This is a genomic window from Microbacterium sp. SORGH_AS_0454 (assembly GCF_031453395.1).
Lineage (GTDB): Bacteria > Actinomycetota > Actinomycetes > Actinomycetales > Microbacteriaceae > Microbacterium.
This window is the reverse complement of sequence record NZ_JAVIYS010000001.1, coordinates 1,305,735-1,319,219: the sequence shown is the minus strand read 5'-3', so window position 1 is coordinate 1,319,219 and position 13,485 is coordinate 1,305,735. Positions and strand designations below refer to the sequence as shown.

The window sequence follows — 13,485 nt, the reverse complement described above, 5'->3', positions numbered from 1 at the left end:
GTCAGGCGTCGCGCTGCGCCTCGAGCCGGCGCACGCGCGGAATCACCTCGGCGGCGAACCGCTGCATCTCGGGCAGGTGCGGCGAGAACTGCAGCAGCAGCGTCGAGACGCCGACGTTTGCGAACTCCACGATGCGCTCGGCGACCTGGTCGGGCGTGCCGACGAGGTTCGGGCGCAGGCCGCGGTTCGACACCGAGTACTCCTTGAGGTCGACCTGGGTGTCGAGCTTCGACTTGCTCACGAAGTCCTGGTACGAGCCGTAGGCCGCTCCCCCGCGCACGTCGGTGATGCGGTCGATCTCGGCCTGCGCCTCGTCTTCGGTGTCGCGCACCACGGCATACGCCGCCATGCCGAAGGCCTCGAATGGCGTCGCTCCGGCCTCGGCGCGCCGGCGGCGCATGTCGGCGACTTTCGTCTCGAGCTCCTCGAGGGTTCCGCCGTGCGTGAGGTACGCGTTGGCGAAGCGCGTGATCGCGGTGCGGCCGGCCTCGCTCTCGCCGCCGGCGTACAAGCGCGGCTGCACCTGCGGCTTGGGCTCGGTGTACGTGCCCTCGGTGCGGTAGTACTCCCCCTCGTACGCGAAGGGCGTCTGCGACCAGAGACCGCGCAGCACCTCCACCCACTCGATCGTGCGGGCGTACCGGTCGTCGTGCGCGCTGAAGAGCCCCTCGTACTGCTTGGCTTCTTCTGCCCACCACGCCGACACGACGTTGAGGGTGAAACGGCCGCCGCTGATCTCGTCGATCGTCGCGGCCTGCTTCGCGGTGTGGAACGGGTTGTGGAAACCCGGACGCACGGCCGTCATGAGCTCCAGCGACGACGTGACCGCGGCCAGTCCCGCCGTCACCGCCCACGCGTCGAGCGACGGAGCTTCGACGCCTTTGATGTCGTTGAGGTTGAGCTCGGGAATGAGCGTGAGGTCGAACCCGCCCTCTTCCGCAGCCCGCGCGATCTCGGCGATGTGGGCGAACGACACGGGGGTCTGCTCGTCGTCGACGTTGCGCAACCATCCGCCGAAGATGGGGGTCCAGTAGCCGAAACGCACGCGCTGGGGGGAGGTCATGGCTCCATCCTCACCCGGCGACCGTCGCCCGGCGTCACGCGACGAAACGGTCCGTCATATGTCGTTGACCGATGCCCGAAGCGATGCGAGGTTGGCCGGGTTCCGATCCGCGAGGAGGACCCCATGACCGATTCCACTCCCACCCACGAGCCGCTGAAGTTCGCCTACTGGGTGCCCAACGTCAGCGGCGGGCTCGTCATCAGTTCGATCGAGCAGCGCACCGACTGGGGCTACGACTACAACGTGAAGCTCGCGCAGACGGCCGAGCGCGTGGGATTCGAGTACGCCCTCAGTCAGGTGCGCTACGCCTCGAGCTACGGCGCTGCTCAGCAGCACGAGTCCACCTCGATCAGCCTCGCTCTGCTGCTCGCGACCGAGAAGCTCAAGGTCATCTCGGCCATCCACCCGGGCATCTGGCATCCGGCGGTTCTGGCCAAGTTCATCAACACCGCCGACCAGTTCTCGCACGGCCGGGCCGCCGTCAACGTCGTCAGCGGGTGGTTCAAGGACGAGTACACCGACCTGGGACTCGAGTGGCTCGAGCACGACGAGCGCTACGAGCGGGCGGCGGAATTCATCCAGGTGCTTCGCGGCTTGTGGACGCAGGAGAAATTCTCGTTCCACGGCAAGTACTACGACATCACCGATTTCACGCTGCGGCCGTTCCCGTACGAGGTGCCGGGCCGGGCGCACCCCGACATCTTCCAGGGCGGCAATTCCACGGCCGCTCGCTTCAACGGTGGCGCATTCTCGGATTGGTATTTCTCGAACGGCAAGGACTTCGACGGGTTCACCGAGCAGTACGACGACGTCACCCGCATCGCGGCGGAACACGGTCGGCGCACCCGGTTCGGCCTGAACGGGTTCGTCATTCAGCGAGACAGCCGTGCCGAGGCGGAGGCGCAGCTGCGTGAGATCATCGCCCACGCCGATTCGGGCGCGGTCGAGGGGTTCCGCAAGAGCGTGCAGGAGGCGGGCAACGCTACCGCGGACAAGAAGGGCATGTGGGCGGACTCGAGCGTCGACGACCTCGTGCAGTACAACGACGGTTTCCGCACGCAGCTCTTCGGCGACGCGCAGCAGATCGCTGAGCGGATCATCGAGTACAAGAAGCGCGGCGTCGACCTGTTCTTGCTGGGGTTCCTTCATTTCCAGGAGGAGCTGGAGCTCTTCGGCGAGACCGTGATCCCGATCGTGCGCGAGCTCGAGGCGGATCTGATCAGGAGCGGCGACCCCGTGACCGCGGCGCGATAACGCGTATTCCGTAAGGCGTATACGGCGCTGGACGTCACGGTGGGTGACGGGGTCGGCGGCGAGGCGATGAGTGCATCTTTTCCCCGCGGGCCGGAACTCAGTCGCACGTTCGTTGAGTTTCGGTCTCGTAAATATGCGCGCAAGGGCTTTGTGAGTGGCGGGAATCGGACTTAGATGTCCGAAGGAATGCGGCATTTGTCGCAATCAACACTTCAGAGCAGAGGTACAACATGACACTGCACAACAGTGGCCGCGGCCGACTCGGCCTCGCTCTCGGCGCGCTCGGTGCGTCGACCCTCGTCCTGGCAGGCTGCACGACCACGACCGGAGGCGGCTCCTCCGACGGCGGCTCGACCGACCCGCTCGTCATCGGCACCACCGACAAGATCACCTCGATCGACCCGGCCGGCTCGTACGACAACGGCTCGTTCGCCGTCATGACGCAGATCTACCCCTTCCTCATGAACAGCCAGTACGGCACGTCGGAGGTCACTCCCGACATCGCCGAGTCGGCCGAGTTCACCTCGCCGACCGAGTACACGGTCACGCTCAAGTCGGGCCTGAAGTTCGCGAACGGTCATGACCTGACCTCGTCCGACGTGAAGTTCTCGTTCGACCGTCAGGTCGCCATCAACGACCCGAACGGTCCCGCATCGCTGCTGGGCAACCTCGACAGCGTCGCCACCCCCGACGACACCACGGTCGTCTTCACCCTGAAGAACGGCAACGACCAGGTCTGGCCCCAGATCCTCTCGAGCCCCGCCGCGCCGATCGTCGACGAAGAGGTCTTCTCGGCCACCGCCGTCACCTCCGACGACACCATCGTCGAGGGCAAGGCGTTCGCCGGTCAGTACACGATCGACTCGTACAAGCCCAACGAGCTCATCTCGTACAAGCCGTACGCCGATTACATGGGGTCGCTGCCCAAGGCCGCCAACGGCGGCATCTCGACCAAGTACTACGCCGACTCCTCGAACCTCAAGCTCGACGTGCAGTCGGGTGCGATCGACGTCGCCTACCGCAGCCTGAGCGCGACCGACGTCGCCGACCTGCAGAAGGACGACGCGGTCAAGGTCGTCGACGGCCCCGGCGGCGAGATCCGCTACATCGTCTTCAACTTCGACACCATGCCGTACGGCACGAAGACGGCCGACGCCGACCCCGCCAAGTCGCTCGCGATCCGCCAGGCCGCCGCCGACCTCGTCGACCGCCAGGCCATCGCGACCGACGTCTACAAAGACACGTACTCGCCGCTGTACTCCTACGTGCCGCAGGGTCTCGCGGGTGCCAACGAGGCGCTGAAGGACATGTACGGCGACGGCCAGGGCAAGCCCGACGCCGCCAAGGCCAAGGCGACCCTCGAGGCCGCAGGGCTCACGACGCCCGTCACGCTGAACCTGCAGTACAACGGCGACCACTACGGCCCTTCGTCGGGTGACGAGTACGCCGCGGTCAAGGCACAGCTCGAGAAGGACGGCCTGTTCACGGTCAACCTCGCGCAGACCGAATGGGTGCAGTACACGAAGGACCGCAAGGCGGACGCCTACCCCGCTTACCAGCTCGGTTGGTTCCCCGACTACTCGGATGCCGACAACTACCTCACACCGTTCTTCTCCAAGGACAACTTCCTGCTGAACCACTACGACAACGCGGACGTCCAGAAGCTGCTCGTCGACCAGGCGACGCAGACCGACAAGACCACGCGTGAGTCGGAGATCGGCGAGATCCAGGACAAGGTGGCCGCCGACCTCTCGACGCTGCCGCTGCTCCAGGGCAAGCAGGTCGCGATCGTGGGCTCGAGCGTCGAGGGCGCCGTCCTCGACGGTTCCTTCAAGTTCCGTTACGCACCGCTGCACAAGTAAGACCGAAGCGGCGCCTCGCGCGATCGCGCGCCCGGCGACCGAGGGTCACGTACCCTCGGTCGCCGGGCGAGAGCGGAGCGATGAGGCGCCGTTCCCCCTGTGAGTGAGGTCTCTCCCGTATGGTCACTGCCGTCGACGCTGCCGACATCGCCAAACCCGTCGCTCCCAAGGGCGGAGGACTCTGGCGATACATCCTGGTCCGTCTGCTCTTGATCATCCCGACGGTGTTCATCCTCGTCACCGTGGTGTTCGTGCTCATGCGCATCACCGGCGACCCGATCACCGCCGCCCTCGGCGGCCGTCTTCCCCCCGATCAGCTCGCGGAGCGCATCGCGCAGGCCGGGTACGACCGCCCGCTGATCGTGCAGTACTTCGAGTACATCGGCGGGATCCTCCGCGGCGACTTCGGCACCACGCTCACCGACAACCGTCCGGTGATCGAGATTCTGCTGCAGTACGGATCCGCCACTCTCGAGCTCGCGATCTACGCGCTCTTCGTGGCGCTGCTCATCGGCATCCCGTTCGGCCTGCTCGCCGCCTACAAGCGAGACCGCTGGCCCGACGCGACCCTGCGTATCGGGGCGATCCTCGGGTATGCGACGCCCATCTTCTTCGTCGGGCTCCTGCTCAAGCTCGTCTTCTCGGTGTGGCTGAGCGTCCTGCCGGTCGCCGGACGCGCGAGCACCCGCACCGAGCTGAAGTTCGCCTCGATCGAGAACCCCACCGGCATCTACCTGCTCGACGCGATCCGCCTCGGCGACGGCGCGGCCGCGGGAGACGTGCTGATCCACGCGATCCTGCCCGGCGTGGCTCTCGGCATCCTGACCGCGGGGATCTTCCTCCGCCTGGTCCGCACGAACGTGATCGGCACGCTGGGCGCCCAGTACGTCACCTCGGCTCGTTCGCGCGGCGTGGGGGAGTACCGCCTGGTCACCAAGCACGCATACCGCCCGGCGCTCATCCCGATCATCACCGTGATCGGACTGCAGATCGCCCTGCTGCTGTCGGGCGCCGTGCTGACCGAGACCACCTTCGAGTGGAAGGGCCTCGGCTTCATGCTCAGCGAGTACCTGAAGGCGCGCGACTTCGTCGCCGTCCAGGGGATCGTCGTGATCATCGCCGTGCTGGTCGCCTTCACCAACTTCCTGGTCGACGTCATCGCGGCGATCATCGATCCGCGAGTGAGGTACTGACATGTCGGATGCCATCACCCCCACCCTCTCCGACGGCAGCGTGACCGTGCGCAAGGTCCCCCTGCGCGACCGCCTGCCGGTCATCTCGCACCTACGGCGCAGTGTCGGTCTCCAGCGCACCATGCTGGTGCTCGGCCTCCTCATCACCGCCGTCTTCCTGCTGACGGCGCTGTTCGCCCCGCTGCTGGCGCCCTACGGGTTCGCGCAGCAGGAGGCGGACGGCGTCAAGTTCGGGACGCAACAGGCGCCGAGTGCGATGAACCTGCTCGGCACGACCGTCGGCGGCTACGACGTGCTCTCGCGCGTGATCTGGGGAGCGCAGACCGCTCTGCTGGTGATCCTGTGCGCGATCGCGTTCTCGATCTTCCTGGGTATCTTCTTGGGCCTGGTCGGCGGCTACTTCGGCGGCTGGTTGGATCGCATCCTCGTCGTTCTGTGCGACGCGATCTACGCCTTCCCCTCGCTGCTGCTCGCGATCGTGATGTCGATCGCGATCACGAAGGGCCAGTCGACGCTGTGGGGCGGCATCCTCGCCACCGCCATCTCGATCACGGTAGTCTTCGTGCCGCAGTACTTCCGCGTGATCCGTGCCGAGGTGGTGCGGGTCAAGGCCGAGCCCTTCGTCGAGTCGGCGCGCGTGATCGGGGTGCCGACCGGCCGCATCCTGCTGCGTCACGTGCTGCGCAACTCGACCCGTTCCTTGCCGGTCGTCGTGACCCTCAACGCCTCCGAGGCGCTGCTGACCCTCGCGGGCCTCGGGTTCCTCGGCTTCGGCATCGAGGCCACCGCCGCCGCCGAGTGGGGCTACGACCTCAACCGTTCGGTGAGCGACGTGACCAGCGGCATCTGGTGGACCGCCATCCCGCCGGGAGTCGCGATCGTGCTCGCCGTGCTCGGCATCACCCTCGTGGGCGAGAGCCTCAACGACCTCAGCGACCCGCGTCTGCGCACGCGCCGCCGCGCCGGTCGGGCACCTGCGCCCGTCACCGCGGTCGACCCGTCGACGGCTCCCGCCGAGGCTCGCGCCACCGCCGCTCCCGCCGGGCCCCCGGCATCCGCCCCCTCCGATGGGAGCCCCTCATGACCGGCACCACCGCCCCCGTCGCCCGGATCGACGACCTGCGCGTCACCTTCGCCACCGACGGCGAGCCGGTCTCGGCGATCAACGGGATCTCGCTCGAGGCCCACGCCGGCGAAGTGCTCGCCATCGTGGGCGAGTCGGGCTCGGGCAAGACCGTGACCGCGAACACGCTGCTGGGTCTGCTGCCCGAGACGGCGACGCTCTCGGGCGCCGTCATCGTGCGCGGCCGCGACGGCGACCAGACCGACATCGTGCACGCGACCCGCGCCCAGCTGCGCGAGATGCGCGGGCGCGACGCCGCCATGGTGTTCCAGGAGCCCTCGACCGCGCTCAACCCCGTCTACACCGCGGGCTGGCAGATCGCCGAGGGGCTCCGCTCGCACGAGAGGCTGTCGAAGGCCGAGGCGAAGACCAAGGCCGTCGACATCCTGCGCCGCGTCGGCATCCCCGACCCCGAGAAGCGCGTCGACGACTACCCGCACCAGTTCTCGGGCGGGCAGAAGCAGCGCGTGGTCATCGCGATGGCGCTCGTGCTCAACGCCGGCCTGATCATCGCCGACGAGCCGACCACGGCTCTCGACGTGACGGTGCAGGCCGAGATCCTCGATCTGCTGCGCACCTGCCGTGACGAGTTCGGCGCGACGATCGTGCTCATCACCCACAACATGGGCGTCGTGGCCGACCTCGCCGACCGCGTGATCGTCATGTACCGCGGCGACATCGTCGAGCAGGCGCCCGTGCGCGAGCTCTTCGCTTCCCCGCAGCAGGCGTACACGCGCGAGCTGCTGGCCGCCGTGCCGCACGTCGGTCGCGGCAAGAGCGCTCGCCAGTCGCTCGAGACACCGGCCCCGACCGCGCCGCCCGAGGGCAGTCTGGTCGTCGCCGAGAAGGTCGAGATCGGCTACCCCGGCCGCTTCGGTTCGCCGGGGGTCGTCGCCGTGAAGGGCGTCGACTTCTGGATCGGTCCGGGCGAAGTGCTCGGTCTGGTGGGGGAGTCGGGCTCGGGCAAGACGACGATCGGTCGCGCGATGGTCGGGCTGACGTCCGTCGTCGGCGGGTCGCTCAAAGTGCTCGGCACCGAGATGCGCGGAGCGAGGCCCCGCACGCTCGCCAAGACCCGCCCCGACATCGGGTTCGTCTTCCAGGACCCGGCCACGAGCTTCAACCCGCTGCTCACGATCGCGGAGTGCATCGCCGAGCCGCTCGTCGTGCACCGCCGCGTCTCGGGCGCCCGCGCCGCGCGCACCCGAGTGAACGAGCTGCTGGATGCCGTGCAGCTGCCGACCGCGTTCGGCGACCGCTACCCGCACGAGTTGTCGGGCGGTCAGCGCCAGCGCGCCTCGCTCGCCCGCGCCCTCGCGCTCGACCCCAAGCTGCTGATCGCCGACGAGCCGACCTCAGCGCTCGATGTGTCGGTGCAGGCGCGCGTGCTGCAGCTGTTCGCGCAGCTGCAGTCCGAGTTCGGCTTCGCGTGCCTGTTCATCAGCCACGACCTCGCCGTCGTCGACGAGGTCGCTGACCGCGTCGTCGTGCTGCAGCAGGGTGTGATCCGTGAGCAGGGGACCACCGTCCAGGTGCTTACTCAGCCGCGCGACGACTACACCAAGCGCCTGCTGGTGTCGCTGCCCGTGCCCGACCCGGTCGAGCAAGAGAGCCGCCGCGAGCTGTGGCGGTCGACCCGCGGGGTCTGACCGGCCCAGATTCGGGCCCTCACGCACGTTGTGTGGGGGCCCTGGTCGTTTCGGGCGTGCGGGATACGTTGCACAAGCTCGGTGATTCGCGCATCCTCCGTGGGGTGTGCCGGATCTCGGCTGAGGTTGTGCGGATCGCCGAGGTTGTGCCTCGCGGCATCCGCGCCCCGTGTTGCGCAAGCTCAGTGATTCGCGCATCTTCCGTGGGGTGTGCCGGATCTCGGCTGAGGTTGTGCGGATCGCGGAGGTTGTGCCTCGCGGCATCCGCGCCCCGTGTTGCGCAAGCTCGGTGATTCGCGCATCTTCCGTGGGGTGTGCCGGATCTCGGCTGAGGTTGTGCGGATCGCCGAGGTCGTGCCTCGCGTGACACGAAGTCGGTCGTTCGCGCATCTTCATTGGGAGGTGCCGGGTGCGGGCTGAGGTTGTCGTGTGGCGGGGGATGTGCCCCGCGGCATCCGCCCCCGTGTTGCGCAAGCTCAGTGATTCGCGCATCCTCCGTGGGGTGTGCCGGATGCCGGCTGAGGTTGTGCGGATCGCCGAGGTTCTGCCTCGCGGCATCCGCCTCGCGTGACACGAATTCGGTCGTTTGCGCATCTTCAATGGGAGGTGCCGGATGCCGGCTGAGGTGTGCAGGTCGCGGAGGTTGTGCCCGGCGGCATCCGCGCCCCTGCGTTGCGCAAGCTCGGTGATTCGCGCATCCTCCATGGGTGTGCCGGATGCCGGCTGAGGTTGTGCGGATTGCGGAGGTTGTGCCCGGCGGCATCCGCGCCCCCGTGTTGCGAAAGCTCGGTGATTCGCGCATCCTCCGTGGGTGTGCCGGATGCCGGCTGAGGTTGTGCGGATTGTGGAGGTTGTGCCCCGCGGCATCCGCGCCCCCGCGTTGCGCAAGCTCGGTGATTCGCGCATCCTCCGTGGGTGTGCCGGATGCCGGCTGAGGTTGTGCGGATTGTGGAGGTTGTGCCCCGCGGCATCCGCGCCCCTGCGTTGCGCAAGCTCGGTGATTCGCGCATCCTCCGCGGGATGTGCCGGATGCCGACTGAGGTTGTGCGGATCGCCGAGGTTCTGCCCCGCGGCCCCCGCCCGAGGTCAGCGCCCGAGCACCGACGTCAGGATCCACCACCCCGCGACGACGGCGACGACGACGAACGCCCCGACGGGGAATCCGCGCTTGAGCCGCCGCCCCTCGCGGGCGACGCCGGCGGGCGGCGGGGTGAGCAGCGGCACGCTCTGCGCCGCGGCGCCGGATGCCGCGATGCCCGCGGCCCCCGACGACGAACCCTCGAGCCGGTCGTCGCGCCACCGCGCCCACTGCGCGAGCTTCTCGTCGATCGCGTCGACGGTGGCGAACAACCATCGCCAGGTGGCGGGGTCGAGGGTCGACAGGTCGCGCTTGGCGTAGAGGAACAGCCAGTCGTCGACGATCTCGACGTCGAGCGCCGCGGCGTTGTCGACGAAGCGGGCCATGACGTCGGGGGTGAACAGATACAGCGCATCGCGCTCGTACCCCTCCGGGCAGTAGAGGGCGAAGTGCGTGTCGAAGTCGCCCTCGAGGCTCAGCCGCTGGTCTCGACCGAACGTGATGGGAAGATTCGAGCCGCCGAACAGACCGTTGTTGCCCACGGCATCCAGCACGATATGGGGGAGCGGGGTGTCGAGTCGCAGCGCGACGTAGCCCCAGCGGTGCGTCTGCTTGCTCTTTCCCGACCCGGTCTCGTACGTGTAGTTGGCCACCTCGAGGGAGCGCGGCTGCTCCCGGCGCATCACGTCGTGCACCTCTTGGTTGCGGCCGAGGTCGAAGATCATGCCCGGGCGGCGGGGGTTGGAGAATCCCGGATGCCACGTCATCGCGTTCGCGCTCGCGAAGAGGCTCAGCCGGTAGCGGCGTGCCGCGGCCCCGCCGACCGCGCGGATGAACGCCCACGCCAGGAAGCCGACGATGGCGAGGACGAGGACGAAGGGGAGGAGCGCGACGGGATTGCCGCTGCCGCGCGTGAACGCGTTCGTGACGATCGTCGCGAGGGTCGGGACGATGATGAGTGCGCCCACGATCCCCACGAACGAGAACACGATGATCGTGAACGCGCGACTTCGCAGCATCCCCTTCTCGCGCAGGGCCTTGTCGAAGGCGCGGACTTTCGCGCGGTCGATCGGCTGGGTCAGGGCGGCGGTGTCGACGGTCATGATGACTGCGCCAAGAAGATGAGGAAGCCGACCGCGAACAGCAGCACCGGGACGACGACGAAGGCCCCCGCCACGACGAGCAGCGCGATGAGCCACGCGTTGCTGCGCTTCAACCGCTGACCGGGAGGGGCGACCCCGACGGGCGCGGGCGTGAACATCATCGGCGCGGGCGTCGCTTCCGGTGCGGGCACTGCGGGCCCCGCCGGTGCCGCGGCATCGGCCGGTCGAACCACCGGGGCACTCGCTCGCAGCGCGTCGTCGCGCCACCGCCCCCACTGGTCGAGCTTGTCGATGAGGGCCGACACGACGGCGAACGCCCACGCCCACCGGGTCGGGTCGAGGGTCGACAGCTCGGTCGGGGAGTAGAGGAACATCCAGTCGTCGACGATCTCGACCTCGAGCGCGGAGGCGTTGTCGATGAAGCGGGCCATGACGTCGGGCGTGAAGAGGTAGAGCGCGTCGCGCTCGTAGCCCTCGGGGCACGACAGGTGGAAGTACCTGTCGAAGTCGCCCTCGAGGCTCAGGCGCTGCCCGCGCTCCCACACGCCGAGTTTCACGCCGTTGCCCACGGCATCCAGAACGATATGAGGAAGAGGCACGTCGAGCCGGATCGCGATGTATCCCCACCGCGAGGTGTGCGTGTTCTTGCCGTCGCTCGTCGTGTACGCGTAGTTGCCGATCTCGACGAACCGCGGCTCACTCCCGCGCAGGATGTCGTAGCCGGTGCGGTCGCCGCCGATTCCGAACAGCACTCCGGGCAGTGGGGGAGCGGGCACCGCGGGCACGTACTCCATGCCCACGTCGCGGCTGAACCCCGCGAGGCGCCAGCGGCGGTCTTCCTGCGTCCGCTGCGCGCGCTGCCCGACGACCCACGCCAGTGCGAGCCCGCCGAGCCCCAGGACGATGGGGAAGAGGAAGAGGATGCCGAGGATGAACGACCCCTCGCGCAGCACCGGCGACAGCACGGCGGCGAGCACGATGATGACGACCCCGATGCCGCCGATGAACGAGAAGGCGAGGGCGAATCCGACGACGCCCGCGCCCGTGCCGGGGAGTCGGCCCGTTCTGCGCAGGTCGGCGGTGAACGCCTTGGCGGCCCGTGGGTCGGGCGGCGTGAGCAACGCCCGCGCGTCGAATGGTCGGATCCCTGCCATGCGGCCCCCCGCCGTCGTCTGGTCACGTCCACGCTACTCAGGTCCGATTCCTCGGTGCCACCGGCATCCGTTAGACTACGAAGGTTGTCCGGCTACGCCCATGCGCGTGTGAGCCCGCGACGACGTGCAACACACCCTCCTGCTGCCGGGAAATGCCCGTCAGCCGTTCTAGTCCGAAGGAGGTGGGTTAGTGACGCACCAGTACGAACTCATGGTCATCTTCGATCCCGAGGTCGACGAGCGCCAGGTCGCTCCGAAGCTCGACGGATTCCTCAAGGTCATCACGGCCGATGGGGGAACCATCGACAAGATCGACATCTGGGGCCGCCGTCGTCTCGCCTACGAGATCCGCAAGAAGAACGAGGGCATCTACGCCGTCGTCAACTTCGTCGCGACCAGCGAGGCCACGAACGAGCTCGACCGTCAGCTGAAGCTGAACGAGCAGATCATGCGCACCAAGGTCCTCCGTGCCGAGGAAGCGATCGCTCAGGTCGCCGCCGAAGCCAAGCGCTCCGAGGAGAAGGCCGCTCGCAAGGCTGCCGCTCCCCGCAAGGTCGAGTCCGCCGAGAAGGCTGCGAAGTAACGACGATGGCCGGCGAAACCGTCATCACCGTTGTGGGCAACCTCACGGCCGACCCCGAGCTGCGGTACACGCAGAACGGGCTGCCGGTCGCGAACTTCACCATCGCGTCGACTCCCCGCACGTTCGACCGTCAGGCGAACGAGTGGAAAGACGGCGAGGCGTTGTTCCTGCGCGCCTCGGTGTGGCGCGAATTCGCCGAGCACGTCGCCGGTTCGCTGACGAAGGGCAGCCGTGTCATCGCGAGCGGTCGCCTGAAGCAGCGTTCCTACCAGGACCGCGAGGGCAACAACCGCACCTCCATCGAACTCGAAGTCGATGAGATCGGCCCCTCGCTCCGCTACGCGACCGCCCAGGTCACCCGAGCCGCCGGTGGCGGTAACGGTGGCGGCGGTGGCGGTCAGCGCCCGCAGGTGCAGCAGTCGAACGACGAGCCGTGGTCGACCCCCGGCTCGAACAACGGCGGCGGCAACAACAGCGGCGCTGACGCGTGGAGCACTCCCGGCTCCTACGGCGACGACACCCCGTTCTGATCTTCGCCCCGCTCTCGAGCGAGACGACCCCCGAAATTCCGGATGCCATGCCCCGGTCCACGTGACCGGAACGGCGTCCGAACCACACGAAAGAAGGAAGCATGGCTGGAAAGGCCACTGGCGACCGCCGCAAGCCGCGGAAGGGCGCGAAGAACGCAGCCCCCGCGAAGGCGATCCGCGTCGGCGTCATCGACTACAAGGACGTCCCCACCCTCCGCAAGTTCATCTCGGAGCGCGGCAAGATCCGCGCCCGTCGTATCACCGGTGTCTCCGTGCAGGAGCAGCGTCTGATCGCCCGCGCCATCAAGAACGCGCGCGAGATGGCTCTTCTGCCCTACGCCGGCGCCGGCCGCTAAGGAGCACCCGATGGCAAAGCTGATTCTCACGAATGAGGTCACCGGGCTCGGTAGCGCCGGTGATGTTGTCGAGGTCAAGAACGGGTACGCCCGTAACTACCTCATCCCGCAGGGCTTCGCCGTGTCGTGGAGCCGTGGTGGCGAGAAGCAGGTCGCGTCGATTCGCGCCGCTCGCGAGTCCCGCGCGATCCACGACCACGAAGATGCTGTGGCCCTGAAGAACTCGCTCGAGTCGAACACCGTCAAGCTCGCCGTCAAGGCCGGCAACGAGGGTCGTCTCTTCGGTTCGGTCAAGCCCGCCGATGTCGCCGACGCCGTCAAGGCTGCCGGTCTCGGCGAGCTCGACAAGCGCAAGATCCAGATCACCTCTGCGATCAAGTCGGTCGGCGAGCACGAGGCGACCGTTCGCCTGCGCGACGACGTCACCGCCGTGATCACCCTCCAGGTGGTCGCCGCGAAGTAATTCGCGACGCACGATTCGGCCCCGCTCCTGCTTCGGCAGGGCGGGGCCTTTTCGTGTTTCCTGGGGCGGGGCGG

At 68.0% G+C, this 13,485-nt stretch carries 12 protein-coding genes; 9 read left to right on the top strand and 3 right to left on the bottom strand.

Annotated elements, in window-relative coordinates; all coding sequences use genetic code 11:
* Position 1 precedes the first annotated feature (1 nt).
* Entirely contained in the window at positions 2-1,063 is a 1,062-nt protein-coding gene (locus tag QE454_RS06060; RefSeq protein ID WP_307456971.1) for an LLM class flavin-dependent oxidoreductase, read from the bottom strand.
* A gap of 123 nt (positions 1,064-1,186) precedes the next feature.
* On the opposite strand from QE454_RS06060, the gene sfnG reads away from it, so the two are divergent.
* From sfnG to QE454_RS06035, 5 genes are all read left to right on the top strand, one after another.
* Positions 1,187-2,317, top strand: a complete 1,131-nt coding sequence (gene sfnG, locus QE454_RS06055) for a dimethylsulfone monooxygenase SfnG (RefSeq protein ID WP_210075494.1) — start codon at positions 1,187-1,189, stop codon at positions 2,315-2,317.
* A 230-nt stretch (positions 2,318-2,547) separates the two neighbouring features.
* Complete coding sequence (locus QE454_RS06050) at positions 2,548-4,179, top strand: ABC transporter substrate-binding protein (RefSeq protein ID WP_307456976.1); 1,632 nt, start codon at positions 2,548-2,550, stop codon at positions 4,177-4,179.
* Positions 4,180-4,298: 119 nt separating this feature from the next.
* Entirely contained in the window at positions 4,299-5,372 is a 1,074-nt protein-coding gene (locus QE454_RS06045) for an ABC transporter permease (RefSeq protein WP_210075490.1), read from the top strand.
* A gap of 1 nt (position 5,373) precedes the next feature.
* Entirely contained in the window at positions 5,374-6,456 is a 1,083-nt protein-coding gene (locus QE454_RS06040) for an ABC transporter permease (RefSeq protein WP_210075488.1), read from the top strand.
* A complete protein-coding gene (locus QE454_RS06035; RefSeq protein WP_307456981.1) occupies positions 6,453-8,144 on the top strand; it encodes an ABC transporter ATP-binding protein in 1,692 nt (563 codons plus the stop codon). Before QE454_RS06040 ends, QE454_RS06035 begins: the two co-directional genes overlap by 4 nt.
* Before the next feature lie 1,086 nt (positions 8,145-9,230).
* Here QE454_RS06035 and QE454_RS06030 read toward each other — a convergent pair.
* Together QE454_RS06030 and QE454_RS06025 are read right to left on the bottom strand one after the other, a co-directional pair.
* The gene (locus QE454_RS06030; RefSeq protein WP_307456985.1) at positions 9,231-10,325 is read right to left on the bottom strand and encodes a hypothetical protein; all 1,095 of its coding nucleotides are present in this window, start codon (positions 10,323-10,325) and stop codon (positions 9,231-9,233) included.
* A complete protein-coding gene (locus QE454_RS06025) occupies positions 10,322-11,479 on the bottom strand; it encodes a hypothetical protein (RefSeq protein WP_307456988.1) in 1,158 nt (385 codons plus the stop codon). The genes QE454_RS06030 and QE454_RS06025 overlap by 4 nt, the downstream gene beginning before the upstream one ends.
* 190 nt (positions 11,480-11,669) lie before the next feature.
* Here QE454_RS06025 and rpsF point away from each other — a divergent pair, with 190 nt between their 5' ends.
* From rpsF to rplI, 4 genes are all read left to right on the top strand, one after another.
* Positions 11,670-12,062: a 30S ribosomal protein S6 gene (gene rpsF, locus QE454_RS06020; RefSeq protein WP_058622540.1), complete on the top strand. Its 393-nt coding sequence runs from the start codon at positions 11,670-11,672 to the stop codon at positions 12,060-12,062.
* A gap of 5 nt (positions 12,063-12,067) precedes the next feature.
* Positions 12,068-12,592 (top strand): single-stranded DNA-binding protein, encoded by a 525-nt coding sequence (locus QE454_RS06015; protein WP_307456991.1) that lies wholly within the window; start codon positions 12,068-12,070, stop codon positions 12,590-12,592.
* Positions 12,593-12,693: 101 nt separating this feature from the next.
* On the top strand, positions 12,694-12,948 hold the full coding sequence (gene rpsR / locus QE454_RS06010) for a 30S ribosomal protein S18 (protein WP_055832386.1): 255 nt from the start codon (positions 12,694-12,696) through the stop codon (positions 12,946-12,948).
* 10 nt (positions 12,949-12,958) lie between these two features.
* On the top strand, positions 12,959-13,411 hold the full coding sequence (gene rplI / locus QE454_RS06005; RefSeq protein WP_103207550.1) for a 50S ribosomal protein L9: 453 nt from the start codon (positions 12,959-12,961) through the stop codon (positions 13,409-13,411).
* The last annotated feature ends 74 nt before the right edge of the window (positions 13,412-13,485 follow it).

Bases quoted from the DNA above. Each gene is read 5' to 3' on its own strand.
- QE454_RS06035 (WP_307456981.1), top strand. From the start codon at position 6,453: ATGACCGGCACCACCGCCCCCGTCGCCCGGATCGACGACCTGCGCGTC.
- QE454_RS06060 (WP_307456971.1), bottom strand. From the start codon at position 1,063: ATGACCTCCCCCCAGCGCGTGCGTTTCGGCTACTGGACCCCCATCTTC.
- QE454_RS06050 (WP_307456976.1), top strand. From the start codon at position 2,548: ATGACACTGCACAACAGTGGCCGCGGCCGACTCGGCCTCGCTCTCGGC.
- QE454_RS06025 (WP_307456988.1), bottom strand. From the start codon at position 11,479: ATGGCAGGGATCCGACCATTCGACGCGCGGGCGTTGCTCACGCCGCCC.
- QE454_RS06030 (WP_307456985.1), bottom strand. From the start codon at position 10,325: ATGACCGTCGACACCGCCGCCCTGACCCAGCCGATCGACCGCGCGAAA.
- sfnG (WP_210075494.1), top strand. From the start codon at position 1,187: ATGACCGATTCCACTCCCACCCACGAGCCGCTGAAGTTCGCCTACTGG.
- QE454_RS06045 (WP_210075490.1), top strand. From the start codon at position 4,299: ATGGTCACTGCCGTCGACGCTGCCGACATCGCCAAACCCGTCGCTCCC.
- QE454_RS06040 (WP_210075488.1), top strand. From the start codon at position 5,374: ATGTCGGATGCCATCACCCCCACCCTCTCCGACGGCAGCGTGACCGTG.
- rpsR (WP_055832386.1), top strand. From the start codon at position 12,694: ATGGCTGGAAAGGCCACTGGCGACCGCCGCAAGCCGCGGAAGGGCGCG.
- rplI (WP_103207550.1), top strand. From the start codon at position 12,959: ATGGCAAAGCTGATTCTCACGAATGAGGTCACCGGGCTCGGTAGCGCC.
- QE454_RS06015 (WP_307456991.1), top strand. From the start codon at position 12,068: ATGGCCGGCGAAACCGTCATCACCGTTGTGGGCAACCTCACGGCCGAC.